21 protein-coding genes and 1 pseudogene are annotated in these 21833 nt (G+C 70.7%); 7 read left to right on the top strand and 15 right to left on the bottom strand.

The genetic code is table 11. The annotated features are described in order from the left end of the window. The 3 genes from ABD437_RS42615 to ABD437_RS42605 form a co-directional block, all read right to left on the bottom strand. On the bottom strand, positions 1 to 1392 hold the full coding sequence (locus ABD437_RS42615) for a class II fumarate hydratase (protein WP_344654688.1): 1392 nt from the start codon (positions 1390 to 1392) through the stop codon (positions 1 to 3). 205 nt (positions 1393 to 1597) lie between these two features. Then, positions 1598 to 2599: a winged helix DNA-binding domain-containing protein gene (locus tag ABD437_RS42610; protein WP_344654687.1), complete on the bottom strand. Its 1002-nt coding sequence runs from the start codon at positions 2597 to 2599 to the stop codon at positions 1598 to 1600. 8 nt (positions 2600 to 2607) lie between these two features. Further along, a complete protein-coding gene (locus ABD437_RS42605; RefSeq protein WP_344654686.1) occupies positions 2608 to 4248 on the bottom strand; it encodes a fumarate hydratase in 1641 nt (546 codons plus the stop codon). 241 nt (positions 4249 to 4489) lie between these two features. On the opposite strand from ABD437_RS42605, the gene ABD437_RS42600 reads away from it, so the two are divergent. Further along, positions 4490 to 5674: an RtcB family protein gene (locus ABD437_RS42600; RefSeq protein WP_344654685.1), complete on the top strand. Its 1185-nt coding sequence runs from the start codon at positions 4490 to 4492 to the stop codon at positions 5672 to 5674. A 15-nt stretch (positions 5675 to 5689) separates the two neighbouring features. On the opposite strand, the gene ABD437_RS42595 is transcribed toward ABD437_RS42600, so the two are convergent. Then, positions 5690 to 7024 (bottom strand): serine hydrolase domain-containing protein, encoded by a 1335-nt coding sequence (locus ABD437_RS42595; RefSeq protein ID WP_344654684.1) that lies wholly within the window; start codon positions 7022 to 7024, stop codon positions 5690 to 5692. 11 nt (positions 7025 to 7035) lie between these two features. Next, a pseudogene (locus tag ABD437_RS42590) lies at positions 7036 to 8478 on the bottom strand (MFS transporter). Between the two features lie 65 nt (positions 8479 to 8543). Between ABD437_RS42590 and ABD437_RS42585 the strand changes: the two are divergent. Further along, positions 8544 to 9242, top strand: a complete 699-nt coding sequence (locus ABD437_RS42585; RefSeq protein ID WP_344654683.1) for a TetR/AcrR family transcriptional regulator — start codon at positions 8544 to 8546, stop codon at positions 9240 to 9242. Here the strand turns inward: ABD437_RS42585 and ABD437_RS42580 are convergent. Beyond that, complete coding sequence (locus tag ABD437_RS42580; RefSeq protein WP_344654682.1) at positions 9235 to 10209, bottom strand: carbohydrate kinase family protein; 975 nt, start codon at positions 10207 to 10209, stop codon at positions 9235 to 9237. The two genes, ABD437_RS42585 and ABD437_RS42580, sit on opposite strands and share 8 nt — an antisense overlap. Further along, complete coding sequence (gene glpX / locus ABD437_RS42575) at positions 10206 to 11231, bottom strand: class II fructose-bisphosphatase (protein WP_344654681.1); 1026 nt, start codon at positions 11229 to 11231, stop codon at positions 10206 to 10208. The genes ABD437_RS42580 and glpX overlap by 4 nt, the downstream gene beginning before the upstream one ends. 167 nt (positions 11232 to 11398) lie before the next feature. Here glpX and ABD437_RS42570 point away from each other — a divergent pair, with 167 nt between their 5' ends. Both ABD437_RS42570 and ABD437_RS42565 read left to right on the top strand, forming a co-directional pair. After that, the gene (locus ABD437_RS42570) at positions 11399 to 12016 is read left to right on the top strand and encodes a DUF4245 domain-containing protein (RefSeq protein WP_344654680.1); all 618 of its coding nucleotides are present in this window, start codon (positions 11399 to 11401) and stop codon (positions 12014 to 12016) included. Positions 12017 to 12218: 202 nt separating this feature from the next. After that, positions 12219 to 12512 (top strand): GlsB/YeaQ/YmgE family stress response membrane protein, encoded by a 294-nt coding sequence (locus ABD437_RS42565; RefSeq protein ID WP_344654679.1) that lies wholly within the window; start codon positions 12219 to 12221, stop codon positions 12510 to 12512. Between the two features lie 144 nt (positions 12513 to 12656). Here ABD437_RS42565 and ABD437_RS42560 read toward each other — a convergent pair whose 3' ends face one another. The 4 genes from ABD437_RS42560 to ABD437_RS42545 all read right to left on the bottom strand — a co-directional run bounded on the left by ABD437_RS42560 (position 12657) and on the right by ABD437_RS42545 (position 15820). Further along, the gene (locus ABD437_RS42560; RefSeq protein ID WP_344654678.1) at positions 12657 to 13448 is read right to left on the bottom strand and encodes an ABC transporter permease; all 792 of its coding nucleotides are present in this window, start codon (positions 13446 to 13448) and stop codon (positions 12657 to 12659) included. Beyond that, the gene (locus ABD437_RS42555) at positions 13445 to 14332 is read right to left on the bottom strand and encodes an ABC transporter ATP-binding protein (protein WP_344654746.1); all 888 of its coding nucleotides are present in this window, start codon (positions 14330 to 14332) and stop codon (positions 13445 to 13447) included. Before ABD437_RS42555 ends, ABD437_RS42560 begins: the two co-directional genes overlap by 4 nt. Positions 14333 to 14399: 67 nt before the next feature. Further along, the gene (locus tag ABD437_RS42550; protein ID WP_344654677.1) at positions 14400 to 15116 is read right to left on the bottom strand and encodes an ABC transporter permease; all 717 of its coding nucleotides are present in this window, start codon (positions 15114 to 15116) and stop codon (positions 14400 to 14402) included. Further along, positions 15113 to 15820 (bottom strand): ABC transporter ATP-binding protein, encoded by a 708-nt coding sequence (locus tag ABD437_RS42545; protein WP_344654676.1) that lies wholly within the window; start codon positions 15818 to 15820, stop codon positions 15113 to 15115. Before ABD437_RS42545 ends, ABD437_RS42550 begins: the two co-directional genes overlap by 4 nt. A 68-nt stretch (positions 15821 to 15888) precedes the next feature. Between ABD437_RS42545 and ABD437_RS42540 the strand changes: the two genes are divergently transcribed. Continuing rightward, a complete protein-coding gene (locus ABD437_RS42540; RefSeq protein WP_344654675.1) occupies positions 15889 to 16527 on the top strand; it encodes a TetR/AcrR family transcriptional regulator in 639 nt (212 codons plus the stop codon). Here ABD437_RS42540 and ABD437_RS42535 read toward each other — a convergent pair. From ABD437_RS42535 to ABD437_RS42525, 3 genes are all read right to left on the bottom strand, one after another. Further along, positions 16509 to 18113 (bottom strand): sensor histidine kinase, encoded by a 1605-nt coding sequence (locus ABD437_RS42535; protein WP_344654674.1) that lies wholly within the window; start codon positions 18111 to 18113, stop codon positions 16509 to 16511. The genes ABD437_RS42540 and ABD437_RS42535 overlap by 19 nt on opposite strands. Positions 18114 to 18123: 10 nt before the next feature. Then, entirely contained in the window at positions 18124 to 18831 is a 708-nt protein-coding gene (locus tag ABD437_RS42530; RefSeq protein ID WP_344654673.1) for a response regulator transcription factor, read from the bottom strand. Positions 18832 to 18937: 106 nt separating this feature from the next. Continuing rightward, complete coding sequence (locus tag ABD437_RS42525; RefSeq protein WP_344654672.1) at positions 18938 to 19132, bottom strand: exodeoxyribonuclease VII small subunit; 195 nt, start codon at positions 19130 to 19132, stop codon at positions 18938 to 18940. Between the two features lie 128 nt (positions 19133 to 19260). On the opposite strand from ABD437_RS42525, the gene ABD437_RS42520 reads away from it, so the two are divergent. Next, positions 19261 to 19923: a hypothetical protein gene (locus ABD437_RS42520; protein WP_344654671.1), complete on the top strand. Its 663-nt coding sequence runs from the start codon at positions 19261 to 19263 to the stop codon at positions 19921 to 19923. Between the two features lie 19 nt (positions 19924 to 19942). Here the strand turns inward: ABD437_RS42520 and xseA are convergent, their stop codons facing one another. Next, positions 19943 to 21190: an exodeoxyribonuclease VII large subunit gene (gene xseA, locus ABD437_RS42515; protein ID WP_344654670.1), complete on the bottom strand. Its 1248-nt coding sequence runs from the start codon at positions 21188 to 21190 to the stop codon at positions 19943 to 19945. A gap of 193 nt (positions 21191 to 21383) precedes the next feature. On the opposite strand from xseA, the gene ABD437_RS42510 reads away from it, so the two are divergent. After that, positions 21384 to 21773, top strand: coding sequence for a hypothetical protein (locus ABD437_RS42510; RefSeq protein WP_344654669.1), 390 nt, complete (start codon positions 21384 to 21386; stop codon positions 21771 to 21773). Positions 21774 to 21833 lie beyond the last annotated feature (60 nt).

Genomic DNA, 21833 nt, shown 5'->3' with positions numbered 1-21833 from the left:
TTACGGCCGGGTCATCGACAGGACGTCGAGGGCCGCGTCGAGCTGCTGCTCGGTGAGCGTGCCGTCCTCGACGTGACCGCGCTCGATCACGACCTCGCGGATCGTCTTGCGCTCCTTGAGGGCCTGCTTCGCGATCGCCGCCGCCTCCTCGTAGCCGATGTACTTGTTGAGCGGCGTCACGATCGACGGCGACGACTCGGCGTACTCACGCATCCGCTCGACGTTCGCCACGATGCCGTCGACGCAGCGGTCGGCCAGCAGCCGCGACACGTTGGACAGCAGACGCACCGACTCCAGCACGTTACGGGCCAGCACCGGCAGCATGACGTTGAGCTCGAACGACCCGGACGCGCCGGCGAACGTCACGGTGGCGTCGTTGCCGATCACCTGGGCCGCCACCTGCGCGACCGCCTCCGGGATGACCGGGTTCACCTTGCCGGGCATGATCGACGAACCCGGCTGCAGGTCGGGCAGCGCGATCTCGGCCAGGCCCGCGCGCGGACCCGACCCCATCCAGCGCAGGTCGTTCGCGATCTTCACCAGGCCGACGGCGATCGTGCGGAGCTGCCCGGAGGCCTCCACCAGGCCGTCGCGGGCGCCCTGGGCCTCGAAGTGGTCGCGTGCCTCGGTGACCGGCAGGCCCGTGCGTGTCGCGAGGTCGGCGATCACCTGGGCGGCGAACCCCGGCGGGGTGTTGATGCCGGTACCGACCGCGGTGCCGCCGAGCGGGAGTTCGGCCAGCCGGGGCAGCGCCGCACGCAGCCGCTCGACGCCCAGCTCGACCTGGGTGGCGTAACCGCCGAACTCCTGCCCGAGGGTGACCGGGGTGGCGTCCATCAGGTGGGTGCGGCCGGACTTCACGACGTCTTTGAACTCGTCCTGCTTGCGGCGCAGCGCGTCTTTGAGGTGCTCCAGCGCCGGGATCAGGTCGTCGGAGACCGCGCCGGTGGCGGCCAGGTGGATCGACGACGGGAACACGTCGTTCGACGACTGGGACGCGTTGACGTGGTCGTTCGGGTGGACCGGCTTCCCGAGCCGCTCGGTGGCGAGGGTGGCGATCACCTCGTTGGTGTTCATGTTGCTGGACGTGCCGGAGCCGGTCTGGAACACGTCCACCGGGAACTCCGCGTCGTGCACACCGGTGGCCACCTCCTCGGCGGCGGCCGCGATCGCCTCGGCGAGGTCGGCGTCGATCACACCCAGCGCGGCGTTGACGCGTGCGGCGGAGGCCTTGATCCGGCCGAGCGCGGCGATCAGCGCCGGCTCGATCGGCGTACCCGAGATCGGGAAGTTCTCCACCGCGCGTTGGGTCTGGGCGCGCCACTTCGCGGCGGCGGGCACTTTGACCTCACCCATCGTGTCGTGCTCGATCCGGTATTCGCTCTCGCTCATTCCTCATACCTACGCCCACTTTCGACGCTCCGCCGCCGCAGGGCGGGGTGATCTTCACTTGCCGACACGATGGAACAAGTGGAACCATCGTGCCAATGAGGAAGAAATGGAGGCGCGGTCCCGAGCTGGTCCTCCGGATGCCTGCAGGCGGCTACACCGCAGTAGGAACGACCGGTGGATCAAGCCGATGCTTGGACCCGAAGGCTTAGAAGGACAACTCGAGAGGCTCGGCCAGGAAGCGGGCCAGGTCGGTGGCTTCGGTGGCCACGGCGGCTCGGGTGGCGTCGCTCAGCGGGGTGAACGGTTCCACCGACAGTGCGGAGCCGTGTCGGCGCCAGGTGGCCACCGCCCGGCCGTCCACGAGGACGGTCGGGGTGACGAAGCCGCCGCCGGTGCGGACCCGGGCGACGAACTCGGCCGGGACGGCGGCGGTCTTGTCGGCGTAGCCCAGCAAGTACGGGTCGAAGTGGCCCACCAGCCGCACGGTCGGTCCGGCCGGGCCGCGTGGGGTGGGCGTCGGGTCGTCGAGCGCGGCGAACGCGGCCCTGGCCGGGCGGGCGCCGAGCCCGGACCAGGCGGCGAAGTCCGCCCACCCGGCCGGCTGGTGGCCGTCGAGGTAGCGCCGCGCCAGCTCCGCGGTGGCGTCGGCCGAGGGCGGCGGGCCCGGGTCGAGCAGGCGGTAGGTCGCCTTGCCCCGGGCCACCTCGGGGCCGAGCGCCAGCACCCCCAACGACGCCGCGTACGCCAGCAGATGGGGTGCCGCCTGGCCGGGCCCGATCACCACACCGGCCGACGCCAGCCGCGCCACGACCTCGGCGCGGTCCAGCGGGCCGTCGGCGAGCACGTCGGGCAGGGCCGCCACGGCACGGTCGCACACCGCGTCGTCCAAGCCCAGCTGGGCCCGGCGGCGGGCGTCCCGCGCCCGGTTGCGAGGGCCCAGCACGCTGAGCATCCAACCGGCGTCGGACGCCGCCACCAGGTGCAACGTCCCGCGCATCAGCCACGTCCGGACGAACGCCGGCGACTCCAGCCCGAGCTCGGACGCGACCAGCCCGGACGACCGCGCCCGCACCGCGAGCGCGGTCGCCGACAGATCCTGCGCCTGCAGCGCCCCGAGCCGCTCGACGACCTCCGCCACCGACGCCGCCCGCGGCGCCGCCAGCAACTGCGACGCCGTGCGGGCGGCGAGCGCGCCCGATCGCGTCACCGGATCGGTCAGGGACGCGGGCCGATCGTGAGCACGGGTTTGGTGGTGTCGGCGAAGAAGTCCTCACCCTTGTCGTCGACCACGATGAACGCGGGGAAGTCGCGGACCTCGATCTTCCACACCGCCTCCATCCCCAGCTCCTGGTACTCGAGCACCTCGACGTGGGTGATGCAGTCCTGCGCGAGCCGCGCCGCCGGGCCGCCGATCGAACCGAGGTAGAACCCGCCGTGCGCGTGGCACGCGTCGGTGACCTGCTTCGACCGGTTGCCCTTGGCCAGCATCACCAGCGACCCGCCGGCCGCCTGGAACTTCTCGACGTAGGAGTCCATCCGGCCCGCGGTGGTGGGCCCGAACGATCCGGACGCGTACCCGTCGGGTGTCTTCGCCGGCCCGGCGTAGTACACCGCGTGGTCACGCAGGTACTGGGGCATCGGCTCGCCGGCGTCCAACCGCTCGGCGATCTTCGCGTGCGCGATGTCGCGCGCCACGACCAACGGCCCGGTCAGCGACAGCCGCGTCTTCACCGGGTGCCGCGACAGTTCCGCGCGGATCTCCGACATCGGCCGGTTCAGATCGATCGGCACGACGTCGGAGTCGAGGTCCTCGTGCGTCGTCTCCGGCAGGTACTGCGCCGGATCCGTCTCCAACTGCTCCAGGAAGACGCCTTCCGCGGTGATCTTGCCGAGCGCCTGGCGGTCGGCCGAGCAGGACACCGCGATCGCGACCGGGCAGGACGCGCCGTGCCGGGGGAGGCGCACGACCCGGACGTCGTGACAGAAGTACTTGCCGCCGAACTGGGCGCCGATCCCGAAGCGACGGGTCAGCTCCAGCACCTGCCACTCCAGCTCGATGTCCCGGAAACCGTGGGCGGCCATCGACCCCTCGGTGGGCAGCGAGTCCAGGTACTTCGCGCTCGCGTACTTCGCGGTCTTCAGCGCGTACTCGGCGCTGGTGCCACCCACGACGATCGCCAGGTGGTACGGCGGGCAGGCCGCGGTGCCCAGCGACCGGAGCTTCTCCTCCAGGAACTGCATCATGCGGGTGGGGTTCAGCACGGCCTTGGTCTCCTGGTATAGGAAACTCTTGTTCGCCGAGCCGCCGCCCTTGGCCATGAACAGGAACTTGTACTCGTTCGGCTTGCCGTCCGCGTACAGCTCGACCTGCGCCGGGAGGTTCGAGCCGGTGTTCTTCTCGTCCCACATCGTCAGCGGCGCGAGCTGCGAGTACCGCAGGTTCAGCTCGGTGTAGGCGTCGTACACACCGCGGCTGATCGCCTCGCCGTCGATCTGGCCGCCGCCGGTGAGTACCCGCTCACCCTTCTTTCCCATGACGATCGCCGTGCCGGTGTCCTGGCACATCGGCAGCACGCCGCCGGCCGAGATGTTGGCGTTCTTCAACAGGTCGAGCGCGACGAACCGGTCGTTGCCCGAGGCCTCCGGGTCGTCCAGGATGTTGCGTAGCTGCTGCAGGTGGGCCGGGCGGAGCAGGTGGGCGATGTCGCGCATCGCGGCCCTGGTGAGCGTGGTCAGCGCCTCCGGGGCCACGTGGAGGAACCCGTCGCGGGCCTCCACCCCCTCCGACGTCAGCAGCCGGTACTGCGTTTCGTCCGGCCCGAGCGGGAGCAGATCCGAGTAGCGGAAGTCAGGCATTGGTGAGACCTCACGGCGTTGGAGAGTTACCGCCAGATTAATCGTTCGCGGCGCAGCGCCCTCGGCCAGCACACTGATCCCATCGACCTGACTGAAGGAGCCAGCGCCATGCGACAGCCGACCGGCACCGGGGGCACGTACGCCCCGGCCGCGGGCTGCCTCGCGCGCCCCGGCAGGTCCTGAGCTCTCCGCCGCCGACGCCCGGCCCTCCGGCGTCCCCCCATTGTCGAAGGAGAAATCCATGTACACGTTGCTGCCCGGGACGCGGGCACCGGTCAAGGTCTGGACCGACCCGAACACGATCGAGCCGGAGGCCGCGAAGCAGCTCCGGAACATCGGTTCGCTGCCGTGGGTCGAGGGCGTCGCGGTCATGCCCGACGTGCACTTCGGTAAGGGCGCGACCGTCGGTTCGGTCATCGCGATGCGCCAGGCCGTCTCGCCGGCCGCGGTCGGCGTCGACATCGGCTGTGGCATGTCCGCGGTCCGTACGTCGCTGACCGCCGAGGACCTGCCGGACGACCTCGGGCCGCTGCGGGGCGCGATCGAGGACGCGATCCCGGTCGGGTTCCACACGCATGACGACCAGGTCGACCCGCGGCGTGTCCGCGGCGTCGACACGAAGGGCCTGGACGCGTTCTGGAAGGGCTTCGACGGTCTGCACGCCGGCGTGAGCCAGCTGCGCAGCCGGGCCGGTAAGCAGCTGGGCACGCTGGGCGGCGGTAACCACTTCCTCGAGGTGTGCCTGGACACGTCCGGGACCGTGTGGCTGATGCTGCACAGCGGTTCGCGCAACATCGGCAAGGAGCTCGCGGAGCGGCACATCGCGGTCGCGCGCACGCTGCCGCACAACGCCGACCTGCCCGACCGTGACCTGGCGGTGTTCCTCGCGAACACGCCGGAGATGGACGCCTACCGTCGCGACCTGTACTGGGCGCAGGAGTACGCACGGCGCAACCGCGCGCTGATGCTGGGCCTGTTCCAGCAGGTCGTGCGGGACGCGTTCGCGCAGGTCACGTTCGACGAGCCGATCTCGTGCCACCACAACTACGTGTCCGAGGAGACGTACGGCGGTGTCGACCTGCTCGTGACCCGCAAGGGCGCGATCCGGGCCGGGAGCGGCGACCTCGGGATCATCCCCGGCTCGATGGGCACCGGTTCGTACATCGTGCGTGGCCGCGGCAACGCGGACGCGTTCAACTCCGCGTCGCACGGAGCGGGACGGCGCATGAGCCGGGCGAAGGCCAAGAAGACGTTCACCACCGACGACCTCGCGGCCCAGACCGCCGGCGTCGAGTGCCGCAAGGACGCCGGGGTCGTCGACGAGATCCCCGGCGCCTACAAGGACGTCGAGCAGGTGCTGGCCCAGCAGACCGACCTGGTCGAGGTGGTCGCCCACCTCAAGCAGGTCGTCTGCGTGAAGGGATGAGGTCGCGCGCCGCGCTCAGATCCTGGGCGCGGCGCGCATGCCGATGTAGCAGTAGTCGTGCCCGTCCAGTTCGGCGAACACCACCGGCATCCAGCCTTCGCTGAACGACGGGCCCGCCCCGGTAGCGGCCCACACCGTCTCGGAGACGGGTACCAGCTCGGCCTCGATCGGCGGGGAAAGGTCCTTCATGCCGTCGACGAACTCGTAGGTGAGGTGCGCGTCCTCGGTCACCGTGATCAGGACGCCTTCGCGCCGGTATGTCCCGGCGTGCTGGCCGATGCCCACCGCTGGTGGCTGACCCGCCGGCCCGAACGGCTCCGGCATGGTGATTCCCGCCAGTTCCTCGAGCAGCTCGCGGAACAGTTCCGCGTAGAGCCGGCGAGCGCCGCCACCGTTGGTGGTCAGCGCGATCGCCACGCCGGCGTCCGGGATCACCCGCAGGTACGCGTACTGACCGACCGCGGCACCGTCGTGGCCGTAGCCGAACCGACCGTCCCAGTCGTACAGCGTCCAGCCGAGGCCCCAGCCGTCGGCGCTGACCGTCCATTTGTCCGGCACGTCGACCTGGCGTTGCTGCATGGCCGCGACGGTCTCCGGGCGCAGCACCGCCGCACCGCCGCCGAGGTGCATGCCGGCGAGCCGCACGACGTCGCCCGCGGAGGCGATGACGCGGGCACCCGGTCCGGAGGCCCGGGGGATCAGGTCCCAGGCGGGCGCGGGCTCCGGATAGGCACCCGGCTCGCCGAGGTGGGACATCGCGGCCCGGAAGCTCAGTGCCTCCTCCGGGAGGGTCATCGAGTGGGTCAGCCCCAGCGGCCGGAAGACCCGCTCCTTCAGCGCCTCGTCCCAGGTCCGACCGGTCAGCACCTCGACGATCCGGCCGAGCGTGACGTACCCGACGCCGCTGTAGGAGACCGCGACGCCGGGCGGGCAGTCCATCGCCACGCCCCGAGCGGCGCGGACGTAGTTGGCCAGGCAGTCGTCCCCGCGCCCGCCGTCGTACATGAAGTCGCACGTCAAACCGCCGGTGTGGCTGAGTAACTGCCGTGGTGTGATGACTTTCGTGGCGCCCGGATCCGCGGTGGCGAACTCCGGCAGGACGTCCACGACCGGCGCGTCCAGGTCGAGCTTCCCTTCCTCGACCAGCGTCATCACGAGCGTGGCGGTGTAGACCTTGGCCACCGAACCGAGCTGGTACACCGAGTCGGTGGTGGCCTCGACGCCGGTTCCCCGGTGCAGCACGCCGCTGGCCCATTCGTGGATCTCGCCGTCGGCCAGCACGGCGAGCGAGGCCCCCGGGACGTGACATGCGGCGCGGAGCGTGTCGAGACGGGTCTGCCAGTTGGTCATGTCGTTTCCTTTCAGACCGCGACGAGGGTCTTCTCGTCGCGCATGACGACGAGTGCGAGGACGGCCGCGGCGAGCACGGCCGCGGCGCTGATGACGAAGGTCGTGGACATCGCGTCGGTGAAGGCGGTTCTCGCCGCGCCGACGAGGGCGGGCATCCGGACGGCGTCACCGATCGAGGTGGGCGAACCGGCGGGCATGGCCGCGCTGAACGCACCACTCACCAGGCTGCCGAGAGCGGCCACACCGAGGGCCGCCCCCAGCTGCTGGACGGTGTCGTTCAGCGCGGACCCGACGCCGGCCTGATCCGGTGGGACCGTGTCCATCAGGGCGGCGATCGCGGCGGGCACCGCCAGCCCGCCACCGCAGCCCAGCACCAACAGCGCTGCGCTCACGGTCAGGACCCCGGCGTCCGGCGAGAAGGTCGACATCCAGCCGAACGCGGCCGCGTAGAGCGTCAGGCCGATGGCCACCCGCGACCGGTTGGCCACCGTCTGACCGAGCGTGGCGCCGAACCAGTTGGCGGTCAGCGAACCGGTCGCCATGGGGAGAAACGCCAGGCCCGCTTCGGTCGGCGTATAGCCGAGCACGAACTGCAAGTACTGCGTGATGACGATCATCAAGCCGCCGTTGGCGACCTGCGACAGGGTCAGCGCGAAGCTCCCTCCGCTGAAGTTGCGCGCGGTGAACAACCCGAGCGGAACCATCGGCGACGGGGTGTGCAGCTCCCAGAGCACGAAGGCGATCAGGCTCGTGACGCCGATCGTCAGCGGTGCGAACACGTTCGTGTCGTGCGGCAGCTCGATGATCGTCCAGACGAGGGCGGTCATGCCGACCGCGGACAGCACCGCACCCAGCGGATCGGCCTTCCGCCACGGCCCCTTGGACTCCGGCATCAGCACCAGAGCGGCGACGATCGCGACCAGGGTGATCGGCACGTTGATCAGGAACACCGCTCCCCACCAGAACTACGCGATCAGAGCGCCGCCCGCCACCGGACCGCCGACGAAGCCGACGGTCGCGGCCGTACTCCAGACGGCCATCGCCTTCGGGCGCTCGGTGTCGTCGAACACCGTGATGAGGATGGAGAGTGTGCTCGGCATGATCAGCGCGCCGCCGACGCCCATCACCACCCGGGCGGCGATCAACTGGGTCGGATCCGCGGCGAAGGCCGCGAGCAGCGACGACGCACCGAAGAGCGTCAAGCCGACGACCATGACGCGTCGACGGCCGAATCGGTCGCCGAGACTGCCCGACGTGAGCAGCAGACCGGCGAACACCAGGAGGTAGGAGTCCAGCACCCACTGGATGTCCTGCGCACTGGCGCCAAGGTCCGCGGACAGCGGTGGCACCGCCACCGTGAGCGCCATGTTGTCGATGATCAGGACGAGCGTGCTGAGTGCCAGCACGACCAGAATCCACAAACGATGCCGAGCCGCGAACAGTGTTTCCGTCATGCGCACACTGTACGCACAGTGCGAACGGAAACTCAATAGCGAACGGCGTGCGCTAGCATGGCCGCATGACGAGTGAGATCCCGTCGGTCTGGGCTCGGCCGAAGCGAGGGCGCGAGCAGCCGGCACTGAGCCGGGAGCAGATCGTCGCCGAGGCCGTGAAACTGCTGGACAGCGAAGGTCTCGACGCGCTCAGCATGCGCAATTTGGGCAAACAACTCGGCGCGGGAGCGACGTCGCTCTACCGGCACGTGGCGAGCAAGGACGAACTGATCGAGTTCGTCATCGACGAGGTCTACGGCGAAGTCGACGCGTTCTCGGTCGACGCGGAGTGGCGAGCGGGCCTGACCGCTTGCGCCCACTCGGTGCGGGCGATGGTCACCCGGCATCCGTGGGTCGCCGCGGTGCTCGGGCAGGTGGGCCTGTCGTACCTCGGTCCCAACGTCATGCGGTTGAGCAACCACATGCTCGGCCTCTTCGAGAAGGCCGGATTCTCACTCGCCGAAGCCGAGAAGGCGCTGTCCGCGCTCCTCGCCTACGTCATCGGCGCCGGGGTCAGCGAGGCCGCCTGGCTGACCTCGCTGACTCGCAGCGGCCTCACGGAAGAGGAGTGGAACGAGCGCCTGAAACCGATCACTCTCGCCGCCGCGGCGCCGTATCCCCGCCTGGTGGCGGCGTTCAGCGCCGCGGACGACGGCGCGGATCAGGACGCGTTCGACTACGGGCTCGAGACGATGCTCGACGGACTGGCCGCCAAGCTCACTTGAGTGCGACCTCGAGTTCCTCCGCGGTGGGAGGCACCGCGCCGATCCGCGTGCACGTCAGCGCGGCCGCCGTCGTCGCGGTGCGGATGATCTCGGTGAGGGTCGCCTCGTCGAGGCCCGCGATGCGGTCGGCGCCGCCCGGGCCCAACAGCCCGCGAACCCCCAGGGCGTGCAGCAGGGCCCCGGCGAACGAGTCGCCGGCGCCGATCGTGTCGGCCACGTCGACCTTCGGCGCCGACACGGTCACGGTCGCGGCGCGGCCGATCGCGAGCGCGCCCTGCCCGCCACGCGTCACGACCACCAGCGCCGGCCCGTTCTCCGCCCACTCGGCGGCGGCGTCCTCGGGCGGGGAGTCGGGGTAGAGCCAGCCCAGGTCCTCGTCGCTCACCTTCACGACGTCGACCAGGCGCACCAGGCGTTCGGTACGCACCCGGGCGGCGTCCAGCGAGCCGTCGGGCGCGGCGATGATCGTCGGGCGGATGTTCGGGTCGTAGCTGAGCGTCACCCGCCCGCGGTAGCCCTCGCGGGCGATCATCTGCTCGATCGCCTCGGCGCCCGGCGACAGGTATGCCGCGAGCGAGCCGATGTGCAGCGCGACGACGTCGTCGTCGAGCGGGTTGGGCAGGTCGTTGTCGCGCCACTGCCAGTCGGCCGTGCCGTTGAGCCAGAAGTCGTAGCTCGCCCGGCGCTCCTCGTCGAACGTCACGACCGCCAGCGACGACGGCTCGGCCGCGTCGACCAGGTAGCGGTTCTCGACGCCGGCCTCGGCCAGGCGGGTGCGGATGCGTCCGCCGAAGACGTCCCGGCTCACCCGGGCCGCGAGTGCGGCCCGGGAACCGAGCTTGGCCAGTGAGACCGCGATGTTGGCCGGGCTGCCGCCGGCGCGCGCGTGGTACGGAGCATCGTCGCCCTGGTCGGGGACCAAGTCGATGATGTTCTCGCCAACGACCGTAATCAGGTTTGTGGTCACTCGTCCTCGTCGTCGCCGCGGTGTCCGAAGTCGATCAGCGAGTATGCCCGCAGTTTCTCCAACGAGTGCCAGCTTCCCACGGTCCGGATCGTGCCACTGCGCGACCTCATCACCAACGACTCGGTGGTCGCGCCACCGCGCCGGTAGTGGACGCCACGCAGCAGCTCACCGTCGGTGACACCGGTGGCGCAGAAGAACACGTTGTCGCCGCGGACCAGGTCGTCGGTGGTGAGGACGCGGTCCAGGTCGTGCCCGGCGTCGAGGGCCTTCTGGCGTTCCTCGTCGTCGCGCGGCCAGAGCTTGCCCTGGATCTCACCGCCGAGGCACTTGAGCGCGCAGGCCGCGATGATGCCCTCCGGCGTGCCGCCGATGCCCACCAGCAGGTCCACGCCGGTCTGCTCGCGCGCCGCCGAGATCGCACCGGCCACGTCGCCGTCGGAGATGAACTGGATGCGGGCGCCGGTCTGGCGGATCTCGTGCACGAGCTTCTCGTGGCGCGGGCGGTCGAGGATGCAGACGGTCACGTCCCGGACGCCGGTGCGCTTGGCCTTCGCGACCCGCTTGATGTTCTCGCTGATCGGCGCGTTGATGTCGATGACCCCGACGGCGTCCGGGCCGACCGCGAGCTTCTCCATGTAGAAGACGGCGGACGGGTCGAACATCGCGCCGCGCTCGGCGACCGCCAGTACCGCGATCGAGTTCGGCATGCCCTTGGCCATCAGCGTGGTGCCGTCGATCGGGTCCACCGCCACGTCGACCTCGGGGCCGGTGCCGTCGCCGACCTCCTCGCCGTTGTAGAGCATCGGCGCGTTGTCCTTCTCGCCCTCGCCGATGACGACGACGCCACGCATCGAGACGCTGTTGATCAGCTGGCGCATCGCGTCCACGGCGGCGCCGTCGCCCCCGTTCTTGTCACCTCGGCCGACCCAGCGTCCGGCGGCCATCGCGGCGGCTTCGGTGACCCGGACCAACTCGAGGGCGAGGTTCCGGTCCGGAGCTTGGGGCTGGGTGTCGAGCGACATGAATGTCCTCCATCAACGGACGGCGGGGGCCTCATCCTCGCAGAACGGACTACGCGTTCCCGGAGCTATGAGGCCGCACGTGGCGTATGCCACCGCGAGGGAGTGGGGTGTTTCGATTCAGCGTGCCCCGGGTGGGCGGTACGGCCCGGGTGTACGACGATAGGGGTATGGCCAGTGAAGAGCGTCCGATCGTCGACATCGTGGATACCGCCCCGGAGCCCACGCACGTCACGGTCGGGATGAGCACGGACGCCGGCGCGAGCATGCCGCCGTCGAAGCCGACCCGGGCCGACGCCACCGTCCGGAACCTGGCCATCGCGCTGGGGATCCTGGTCATCCCGCTGGTCGCGATCGTGGCGCTGTTCCAGCCGAAGGAGTCCGACGCCCCCGCCGTCGACCCGGCCCGGGTCTACGACACCGCACGGGCGGAGAAGGCGTTCCGGGTGCGCGAGCCGCAAGGTGTCGCGGACTGGCGTCCGACCACGGCCGTCTACAACCCGGCGGCCGGCGGCCGGTTCACGATCCGCGTGAGCTACTCGATCCCCGACGACGGTTACCTGCAGCTGGTGCAGAGCAATGCCGCCGCCGACTCGCTGATCACCAGCATCATCGACCGGGGTGCGCCGGTCGGCGTCGAGCAGATCGAGGGCGAGAGCTGGACCCGGTACACCGCACGTGAGGGCAAGGAGAACGCCTTCGTGCTGATCGAGCCGGACGTGACCGTGGTGGTGGTCGGTGACGCGTCGGTCGATACGGCACGCACGATGATCAAGTCACTGCAATAAGTCCCAATTGCTCTGAATGTCGGTTACTTTCCTGAGCCCCTTTTGCTGCACCCGTTAATCGTCCAAGCCTTTTACGTGCGGAAAGGCCGCGGGCGAAAAAATTCTTTCGGGAAGTGTGTGAGAGCGCGACACCCCGGGCATTAGATGGTCAACGCCAACCCGACAGGGTGCGAGAAACCTCCAGGGATTAAAGGGAGAAGCCATGACCATCACCGGTATCATTATGGCGCTGATCATCGGTGCTATCGTCGGCGCGCTGGGTCGGCTTGTCGTTCCGGGCAAGCAGAACCTGCCGATCTGGCTGACGATCGTCGTCGGAATCATCGCTGCCTTCCTCGGCACCGCGCTCGCTCGTGCGATCGGCATCCCGACCGCCACCTCGGGCATCGACTGGCGTGAGCTGGCCGTCCAGGTCCTGCTCGCCGCCGTGGGTGTGGCCCTGGTTGCCGGTCTCTACGGCCGCAGCGGTGGCCGTCGTCGCCCGCTGGCCCGCTGACGCACCAGCACCACTGAAACACCAGCACCACTAAAAGCGGCCGGGCCCGCTTCCCTCCGGGGAAGCGGGCCCGGCCGCTTTTTCGTGTCCGGAGAATCGGTTGGTTTAACGAGTGCGCGCACTGGTTAAGACTCCCGATTCGCTTTAATCAATCAACTTCCGCCGGAGAAAAACGACCGCTCCTACCCACATAGCGGCGGCGAAAAACATAAGTGCCAGAAGGTGCCCCAGATCGTTGACTCCCAGTCGGTTGAAGACCGCGTGCCGGACGAGTTCGACGCAGTGGTACAGCGGGTTGAGTTGGGCCACGGTGTGCGCCCAGGACGGCAGCGTGTCCAACGGAAAGAACGTTCCGGCGACGAGGAACAGCGGGGTCAGTACCCCGGAGATGATGTAGTTGAAGCTGTCGATGTTCGGCACCAGTGCCGACATCCACATCCCGAACAGCGAAAAGCCCAGGCCGGTGACGAACCCGACCAGCGGTACCAGCACGACCGTCGGCGACGGGCGCAGCCCGAACAGCACGGCGACGCCGAGCGGCGCGCAGCCGTAGACGCCGGCCCTGGTGGCGATCCAGAGTGCCTCGCCGGTCACCAGTTCGTGCACGTCGACCGGGGCGGCGAGCATCGCGTCGTAGGTGTGCTGGAACGTCCGCCGCACGAACGTCTGGAACATCCCGGCGAACGCCGACGTGAAGAGCACCGCGGTGCCCACCACTCCCGTCCCGAGGAAGTCCAGGTAGCGGTACCCGGCGACGACCGACACCAGCGAACCGAAGCCGAACCCGAACGCCAGCAGGTAGATCGTCGGTTCCACCACGGCGGAGAACGTGGCGTTGAGCCAGTAGCGGCGGAACACCGCGAGATCGTGCGCCACGACGCCGGCCAACGCGGCCGGCTCGATGAACCGGAGCCGCTGGGTATCAGGGCTGCTCATGCGACGTACTCCCCGGTGAGCGTGACGAAGACGTCTTCGAGATTGGCGGGGCGCGCGGTGCCGGGCCCGAGCGCGGCGGCCACCGACGCGGGCATGTCCTCGGCGCGCAGGATCGAGACGCTGGGGCCGGTGCGCCGGGTGGACAGGCCGGCCGCGGCGGCGATGCGCTCGACCTCGGTGAGCCGGTCGGGCGGGCCGGAGTACTCCACGGCGGACCGCCCGGCGTGCCCGGCGAGCAGCTCCGCCGGGGTGCCCCTGGCGATCACCCGCCCCTTGCTGACCACGGCCACCGCATCGGCCAGGCGCTCGGCCTCCTCGATGTAGTGCGTGGACATCAACACGGTCGTGCCGTCGCGGCGCAGCCGGTCGATGAGGCCCCAGAGCTCCTGCCGCACCTGGGGATCGAGCCCCACCGTCGGCTCGTCGAGCAGGACCAGCCGCGGGCGGTGGACCAGCCCGCGGGCGATCAGCAGGCGGCGCCGCATGCCGCCGGACAGATCGCCGACCTTCGTATCGGCCCGGTCGGCGAGCTGCCCGATCGCGAGCGCGGCCTCGACGGCGTCCCGGCGCTCCGCGCGGGGAACGCGGTAGAGCCGGGCGAACACCGACAGGTTCTCCCGCGCGGTGAGCTCGGCGTCGAGGTTGTCGAGCTGGGGGACGACGCCCATCTGCGCCCGCGCGTGTTTCGACTCGGCCGGGACCCGGTAGCCGAGGACCCGGATGCCGCCCTCATCGGGACGGGCCTGGCCGGTGAGCATCCGCATCGTGGTGGACTTGCCGGCGCCGTTGGGGCCGAGCAGCCCGAGGCAGGTGCCGGCCGGCACGGTGAGATCGAGCCCATTGACCGCCGTCACCGCCCCGAATCGTTTGACGACGCCGGACATTTCGATCGCATTCACCACAGGCACGGCTACACGGTAGATGCGCCCCCCGACAAAACTCGACGGAGTTTCAGAATGGTTCGGAATGGAAGGCGCGCACCCCGAACGCGGTCGCCCCCGCCGCGATCGCCAGGGTCAGCGCGGTGCCGAGCAGCACCGGGCCGCTGGTGTAGTGCCCGGCGAACAGCTCGCGCAGCGCGTCGACCGCGTACCGGAACGGGTCGAGGTGGGAGAGCACGTCCAGCCACCGCGGACCGGACGTCATCGGGAGGAACGCGCCGGAGAGCAGCGTCAACGGCACCACGACCGTGCTCATCAGCGGAGCGAACAGCTCGCTCGCGCCCGGCCGCAGCGCCACCGCGTACGACGCGGCGGCCACCCCGCCGGCGAGCGGCACCAGCAACACCAGCGTCAGTACGACGCCGGCCACCGGGGCACGCAGCCCGAGCGCGACCCCCACCAGGACGATCAGCACGGCCTGGACGAGCAGCACGACGACGTCACGCAGGACGCGACCGAGCAGCAGCGCGAGCCGCGGCGCCGGTGTCGCACGCATCCGGTCGAGGACGCCGAACCGCTGGTCGAAGACCATCCCGAAGCCGGCCAGCCCGGCCGAGAGCAGCACCAGCTGCACGAGCAGGCCCGGCACCGACACCGGCCACGAGTCCACCAGCGGGGCGAAGAACAGCAGGTAGAGCAGCGGCTGCAGCGCGCCGAGCACCACCCCGACCTTCGTGCGCAGGGTCTGGCGGAGATAACGCCGGAAGATCAACCACGTGGCCCTCATGCGGTCAGCGCCAGGAACACGTCGTCGAGCGTCGAGTTCTCGCCGACCTCCTGCTTGAGCGCCGCCGGGGTGCCGTCGGCGACGACCCGCCCCGCGTCGATCACCACCACCCGGTCGCACAGGGCGTCGGCCTCGTCCAGGTAGTGGGTACTGAGGACGATCGTCGTGCCGGCCCGGCGCAGGTGGGCCCAGAGCGTCGACCGGCTGCGTGGGTCGAGGCCGGTGCTCGGCTCGTCGAGGAAGAGCACCGACGGGCGGTGGACGAGGCCGAGCGCGACGTCCAGACGTCGGCGCTGACCGCCGGAGAGGTGGCCGGTGGGTCGGTCGTCGCCGAGGTCGAACTGCTCGAGCAGCTCGTCGGTGCGGGTGGCGGCGGCCGCGCCGGAGAGGCCGTGGAGCCGGCCCTGGAGCACCAGTTCCTCACGCACCGAGCAGGTCGGGTCGGTGCTGCCTCCCTGGGCGACGGTGCCGATCCGGCGCCGCACCGCGGCCGGGTCGCCGACCAGGTCGGCCCCGGCGATCGTCGCCGTGCCGGCGGTGGGGCGCAGCAGCGTCGTCAGCATGCGCAGCGTGGTGGTCTTTCCGGCGCCGTTCGGACCCAGCAACCCCACGACCTCACCGGCACCGACCTCGAGGTCGAGCCCGTGGACCGCGGTGACGGGCCCCGGATAGTCCTTCCGCAAACCCTGTACGGAGATCATCATGCGGCCATAAAAACAGAGTGACACCAAATTTGCAATGACACCAAAATTGGCGTTGATACGATCGCGGCATGGGGACGTCGCTGCGTGAGCGCAAGAAGGCGCAGACCAGGCTGCTGATCGCGGACATCGCGATGGGGCTGTTCGCCGCGCGGGGCTTCGACGGAGTCACGGTGGCCGAGGTGGCGCGGGCGGCCGACGTCTCGGTCAACACCGTCTTCAACTACTTCCCCACCAAGGAAGACCTGTTCTTCGACCGGCAGGCCGTGGTGGAGGACCTGCTCGCCGCGATCGTGCGCGACCGACGGCCGGGGGAGGGCGCCCTGGCGGCGATCCGTCGGCACACCCTCGAGGGGTTCGCCGCCGACGACTGGTCGACGGGCTTGTGGGACGGCGCCACCGACTTCTTCCGGCTGGTCGAGAGCAGCCCGTCGCTCCGGGCCCGCGAGCGGGAGCTGGCCGGGCGCACCGAGGCCGCGCTGGCCCGGACGCTCGCCGCCGAGACCGGCGCCACCGAGGACGACCCGGTGCCGCTGATCGTCGCCGGGCTGATCGTCGGCGCCCGGCACGCCGTGCTGGCCGAGGCCCGTCGCCGTCTGCTCGACGACGAGCCGTTCGACGAGGTCAAGCGCTGGGCGGCCGACGCCTACCGGCACGCGTTCGACCAGCTGGAGAACGGGATCCCGGCCGGCTACGGCAGCCGGCGGTAGTCCGGGGTGCCGACCGAGCGGTGCGCGCCGGTGGCCGGGTCGGTGTACTGCTGCGGATAGTGCTCCGGGGTGGGCCGGTGGACGAGCCGGCCGGTGTCGTCGAGCAGGCCGGGCATCCGGACCAGCACCGTCGTTCCGGTCGCCACGTCGCTGGTCAGCGTGACCGAACCGGACTGGGCGGCGACCAGCGCGTGCACGATCGCCAGGCCCAGACCACTGCCGCCGGTGGCCCTGGTGCGTCCGGAGTCCGCGCGCCAGAACCGCTCGAAGGCGTGCGCGGCCTGCTCCGGGGACATGCCCGGCCCCTCGTCGGCGACCAGCAGCAACACCGAGTTGCCGTCGGGGCGGGCGCCGAGCCGGATCGGACGCGGGCCGGGCGTGTGGATCGCCGCGTTGCGCATCAGGTTGCCCAGCACCTGCAGCAGCGCCTCGCGGTCGCCGACGAGCATCAGGCCGGTGCTCGGGGTGTCGACGACGAACGGGCGGTTGGGGTGGGCGGCGCCGGCCCGGTCGGCCGCCTCGTCCAGCAGCTCGTCGACCGGGACCGGGCCCAGCTCCGGCGCCGACGAACCCTGGTCGGTGCGGGCCAGCAACAGCAGGTCGTCGACGAGACGCGCCATCCGGTCGCCCTCGGTCTCGATCCGGCGCAGTGCGTCCTGGGTGGCGGCCGGGTCCTCGGCGCCCAGCGTGCCCGCGCGCAGCCGTTCCAGCTCGGCGTAGCCGCGCAGGGAGGTGAGCGGGGTCCGGAGTTCGTGCGAGGCGTCGGCGAGGAAGCGGCGCATGCGGTCCTCGTTCTCGACGCGTTGCGCGTAGGCGGCCTGGGCCTCGCCGAGCATGGTGTTCACCGCTTCGGTGAGCTGGCCCACCTCGGTGCGCGGGTCGCTCGGCGGCACCCGCCGCTCCAGCCCGCTGCCGTGCCGCTTGAGGTTCTCCGCGATCTCGTGCGCGGTCTGGCTCACCCGGGTGAGCGGGCGCATGCCGGCCCGGACGCCGTACGCCCCGAGCCCCACCGCCGCCAACACCGCCGCACCCCCCACCGCCAGCTCGAGCATCAGCAACTGGTTCAAGTTCGCGTCGGTACTCGTCGTGCGGAGCCCGGTGAGCAGGTAATAGCCGTCGTAGACCGGCTGTGCCATCGCGAGCATCGACTGGCCGTCCGTGGTCTCCACGGTCAGCGCGTCGTCGTCGGTCTCGGACGCGGCGATCAGGTCCGCGATGTCCTCGGCCGAGAGCGAGAGATAGATGCTCTCGCTCGTACCGAAGAATTCGTTCGTCGCGGTGATCTTCGTGGTGGCCGGGGTGCCGTCCGGCTCCAGGATGGCCAGCCAGATCTGCGATCCGCCCTTGTCGTCCGCGGGGCCGGGTCCGCCGTCGACGGTGAGCCCGGAACGGGGGATGCCGGTGGCGATCCGCTCGTTGACTCCGCGGATCCACCCGCCGCTCATGAAGTGGAGCTGGTCGTCCATGCGGTTATAGAGGTACGCGCGGAGGGCGAGCCAGGTGGCGGCGCCGCCGGCGGTCAGGGCGAAGATCGTGACCGCGACGACGACCGCGACCAGCCGGGTGCGCAGCGAGAACCGCGTCATCGTCGTCGGCTCATCGTGGAGCTTTGAGCACGTAGCCGGCGCCACGCACGGTGTGGATCAGTCGCGGCTCGACGTTGTCGATCTTCTTGCGCAGGTAACCGATGTAGAGCTCGACGATGTTCGACTGACCACCGAAGTCGTAGCGCCACACCCGCTCCAGGATCTGCGCCTTGCTCACCACGACCCGCTCGTTGCGCATCAGGTACCGCAGCAGCTCGAACTCGGTCGCGGTCAGGTGCACCTCCTGGCCGGCGCGGTGCACCTCGCGGCTCTCCTCGTCCAGCTCCAGGTCGGCGACCTGGAGCGTGGCCGAGCGGCTCGGGTCGGGTACCGCCCGGCGCATCACCGCGTGCACCCGGGCGAGCAGTTCCTCCACCCGGAACGGCTTCACCACGTAGTCGTCCGCGCCGGCACGCAGGCCCGCGACGACGTCGCCGCTCGCGTCCCGCGCGGTCAGGAAGATCACCGGCACCTCGGCGCCGGCCTCACGCAGGCGACGCAGCACTCCGACGCCGTCCATGCCCCCGGCGTCGCCGAGCATGATGTCGAGGACGACCAGGTCGGGCTCGTGCTCGGCCACCGCGGCGAGCGCGCCCGGAGCGGTGTCGGCCACCACCGTGGTGAAGCCGTCCAGCCGCAGCGCGGTCGACACCAGGTGGGAGACGTTCTCCTCGTCGTCGACGACGAGGACCCGACGCTGTCCCGAACGGTCGCTCATGCTGTCCAGCCTGACACGCGAAGGGAGTTGTTCGTCGTCATGGCACCCACGATGATCAGGTCGGCTGAGGAGCTCCTGTGCCGATCCTGTGCTTGAGCTGTGAGCGCTACTCGGCGCTGGAGCGGGCCGATTCGAGCCGGGCGCGGGCCCCGTCGAGCCACTCCTGGCAGACGGTGGCGAGCTGCTCGCCACGCTCCCAGAGCGCCAGCGCCTCCTCGAGCGTCGTACCACCGGCTTCGAGCCGCTGTACGACCTCGACGAGCTGTGCGCGGGCGTCCTCGTAGCTCAGCCGTTCCGCCATGGCCGACAGCGTAGCGCCTCCACCGCAGGGACTGTTTTCCGAATTATGACCATTAGTCGCGAATGTCGGTCGTGCTGCCGGTCATCACTCCCGCGAAGGTCTGTGTCGCAGACGAGAAGGAGTCTTCCATGCGTACGCGAACACGTGTCCTGGCCAGCGGGCTGGCGGCGGCCGCGGTTTTCGGAGCCGTCCCCGCCCAGGCGGCGGAGGTGGGGCCCGGGCGGGCCGACCGGACCGAGGTGACGTTCGACCGGGACGTGGTGCGTCAGCTGAACCGGCTCGGTGTCCGGGTCCGTGCGGTGGACGCCGAGCAGCGTGGCCGCGGTGACGATCTGCGGATCACGTTCCGGGTGGACCGGAGCTCGCGTCCGGGGTTGATCGAGCACCGCGGCGGGGTGCGGTTCGACCGCCGCTGGCGGCCGGACGTGGAGATCTCACGCCCGACCGTGGACCTGCGCCGGGAGACCGTGAGCTTCGCGATCGGCCGCGAGCGGGTGACGCTGCTCAGCCTCGACACCCGCGACCGGGGCCGCGACCAGGGCCGTGACCAGGGCCGCGACCAGGGCCGTGACCGCGACGGCGACCGGAACCGGGACGGCGACCGCAATCGGGACCGGGACGGTGACCGGGGTGGTCAGCAGCGGCCCGCCAGCGGCGGGGGCGGCGCCGACCGGGACGAGGTCACGCTGCGCCTCACCCGCGACGGCGAGCGCCTGCTCGACCGCGCACTGGGCACCGACTGGTTCCGGACCGGCCAGGTCATCGCCACCGCGGAGTTCGACAACCGGTGAACCACCGGAGCGGCCCCGGCTAGGGCCCGTCGGGGCCGCTCACCACGGCGGGTAGTTCGCCGGACGCCAACCGCACCCGCAGTGCGTCGCCGGGTGCCGCGTCCGCCGCGTCGCGGAGCACCGCGCCGTCCGCGCGTTGCACCACCGCGTAGCCCCGGTCGAGCGTGGCCTGCGGGGACAGTGCCCGCACCCGGGCCCGGACCTGCGCCAACTCCCCGCCGGCGGCGTCGAGCCGGTGACCGAGCGTCCGCCGGGCCCGCTCCCGGAGCCCGTCCACCTCGGTCTCGCGCTGCTCCACCAGCACGGTCGGCCGCGCGAACGCCGGCCGGGACCGGACCCCGTCGAGCCACTGCTGCCCGGCCTCCAGCCGGGAGAGCACACCGCGCCGGAGCCGCTGCCGGGCGACGTCGATGCGCTGCCGCTCCTCGGAGAGGTCGGGAACCACGCGTTTGGCCGCGTCGGTCGGCGTGGACGCGCGGACGTCGGCCACGTAGTCGACGAGCGGCGTGTCGGTCTCGTGCCCGATCGCGCTCACGACCGGGGTGCGGCACCCGAACACCGCCCGGCACAGCGTCTCGTCGCTGAACGGCAACAGGTCCTCCACCGAGCCGCCGCCGCGGGCCAGCACGATGACGTCCACCTCGGGGTCGGCGTCGAGCTCGCGGAGCGCTTCGAGGATCTGTGTCACCGCCGAGGTGCCCTGCACCGCGACCGGGCGCACGGCGAAGCGGACGGCCGGCCACCGGCGCCGCGCGTTCTCCAGCACGTCGCGCTCGGCCGCGCTGGCCCGGCCGGTGATCAGGCCGACCGTCCCGGGCAGGAACGGCAGCCGGCGCTTGCGCTCGGTGGCGAAGAGCCCTTCGGCCGCGAGCAGCTCCTTGAGCCGGGCCAGCCGGGCGAGCAGTTCACCGATGCCGACGGCACGCAGCTCGGTCGCGCGCAGCGACAGCGAGCCTCGCTGGAGGTAGTAGTCCGGTTTGGCGTGCACGAGTACCCGCGCGCCCTCCGAGAGCGGCGGGCGCACCGCGTCGAAGACCATTCGGGGGCACGTCACCGGGATGCTGATGTCCGCCGCGGGGTCACGCAGGGTGAGGAAGACGGTCGGTGCGCCGGGGCGGCGGGACACCTGTGCCACCTGGCCTTCGACCCAGACGTCGCCGAGCCGGGCGACCCACTGGCCGATCTTCATGCTCACCACGCGCACCGGCCACGGTGCCTCGGCGGAGCTCTTCTCGGACTTCGACGGCGCGGGCGCGAGGTCGGTCACCCCCCGAGCCTACGTGCCCCCTTGGCCACCTGGGCAGCAAGGCATCATCCGAACGGTTAAGTCCGATTAGCCCATAAAGACAAAAGATCGCCATTTAGCGCCCAGGATTGACACAAAGGCGACTCAAGCTCCCCAAAAGCACTTTTTGTCTGATTAGCTCCGTTCTGCCGCAAGATCCAAGGGAGGCACTGAAATGAACACCACCATTCGCCGCACCGCGGTCGCGCTGGCCGGGCTGACCCTGGCCACCGGCGCCGTTCTGGGTGTTGCCAACCCGGCGTCGGCCGACACGGCCCACGGCGCTCCGGCCAACCAGACCCAGCAGCGTGGGGCCCACGGCGGGAACTGGGGCGGCTGGGACGACGACGACTGGGACTTCCGTGGCGTCTACAACAGCCGCTGGGCGTGCGAGCGCGCCGGTCGCTGGCAGACCCGCTGGGACCGCAGCGACGACTACATCTGCGTGCGCAGCAACCAGTGGCGTCGCGGCTGGGACCGCAGCAACCGTTGGGGCAACTGGGGCAACGACTGGGACCGCTGGGGTCACCGGTACGGAGTCTGGGCGCTCTACGTCGAGGACTGACGATCCTCGCCGGGTGGCGGCCCGGCGATGACCGCAAGCAGGGTTGCCCCGGTCACCTCA

It is taken from the genome of Cryptosporangium japonicum (genome assembly GCF_039524755.1).
In the GTDB taxonomy this organism is placed as follows: domain Bacteria; phylum Actinomycetota; class Actinomycetes; order Mycobacteriales; family Cryptosporangiaceae; genus Cryptosporangium; species Cryptosporangium japonicum.
Note: the sequence above shows the minus strand (reverse complement) of the source record. Positions and strands in the feature narration are given on the sequence as shown.

Excerpts from the sequence above, each read along its gene's own strand:
- ABD437_RS42540 (WP_344654675.1), top strand. The coding sequence starts at position 15,889 with ATGGGGACGTCGCTGCGTGAGCGCAAGAAGGCGCAGACCAGGCTGCTG.
- ABD437_RS42535 (WP_344654674.1), bottom strand. The coding sequence starts at position 18,113 with ATGACGCGGTTCTCGCTGCGCACCCGGCTGGTCGCGGTCGTCGTCGCG.
- ABD437_RS42545 (WP_344654676.1), bottom strand. The coding sequence starts at position 15,820 with ATGATGATCTCCGTACAGGGTTTGCGGAAGGACTATCCGGGGCCCGTC.
- ABD437_RS42565 (WP_344654679.1), top strand. The coding sequence starts at position 12,219 with ATGACCATCACCGGTATCATTATGGCGCTGATCATCGGTGCTATCGTC.
- ABD437_RS42530 (WP_344654673.1), bottom strand. The coding sequence starts at position 18,831 with ATGAGCGACCGTTCGGGACAGCGTCGGGTCCTCGTCGTCGACGACGAG.
- ABD437_RS42615 (WP_344654688.1), bottom strand. The coding sequence starts at position 1,392 with ATGAGCGAGAGCGAATACCGGATCGAGCACGACACGATGGGTGAGGTC.
- ABD437_RS42555 (WP_344654746.1), bottom strand. The coding sequence starts at position 14,332 with ATGTCCGGCGTCGTCAAACGATTCGGGGCGGTGACGGCGGTCAATGGG.
- ABD437_RS42605 (WP_344654686.1), bottom strand. The coding sequence starts at position 4,248 with ATGCCTGACTTCCGCTACTCGGATCTGCTCCCGCTCGGGCCGGACGAA.
- ABD437_RS42550 (WP_344654677.1), bottom strand. The coding sequence starts at position 15,116 with ATGAGGGCCACGTGGTTGATCTTCCGGCGTTATCTCCGCCAGACCCTG.
- ABD437_RS42595 (WP_344654684.1), bottom strand. The coding sequence starts at position 7,024 with ATGACCAACTGGCAGACCCGTCTCGACACGCTCCGCGCCGCATGTCAC.
- glpX (WP_344654681.1), bottom strand. The coding sequence starts at position 11,231 with ATGTCGCTCGACACCCAGCCCCAAGCTCCGGACCGGAACCTCGCCCTC.
- ABD437_RS42510 (WP_344654669.1), top strand. The coding sequence starts at position 21,384 with ATGAACACCACCATTCGCCGCACCGCGGTCGCGCTGGCCGGGCTGACC.
- ABD437_RS42560 (WP_344654678.1), bottom strand. The coding sequence starts at position 13,448 with ATGAGCAGCCCTGATACCCAGCGGCTCCGGTTCATCGAGCCGGCCGCG.
- ABD437_RS42600 (WP_344654685.1), top strand. The coding sequence starts at position 4,490 with ATGTACACGTTGCTGCCCGGGACGCGGGCACCGGTCAAGGTCTGGACC.
- ABD437_RS42570 (WP_344654680.1), top strand. The coding sequence starts at position 11,399 with ATGGCCAGTGAAGAGCGTCCGATCGTCGACATCGTGGATACCGCCCCG.
- ABD437_RS42520 (WP_344654671.1), top strand. The coding sequence starts at position 19,261 with ATGCGTACGCGAACACGTGTCCTGGCCAGCGGGCTGGCGGCGGCCGCG.
- ABD437_RS42585 (WP_344654683.1), top strand. The coding sequence starts at position 8,544 with ATGACGAGTGAGATCCCGTCGGTCTGGGCTCGGCCGAAGCGAGGGCGC.
- ABD437_RS42525 (WP_344654672.1), bottom strand. The coding sequence starts at position 19,132 with ATGGCGGAACGGCTGAGCTACGAGGACGCCCGCGCACAGCTCGTCGAG.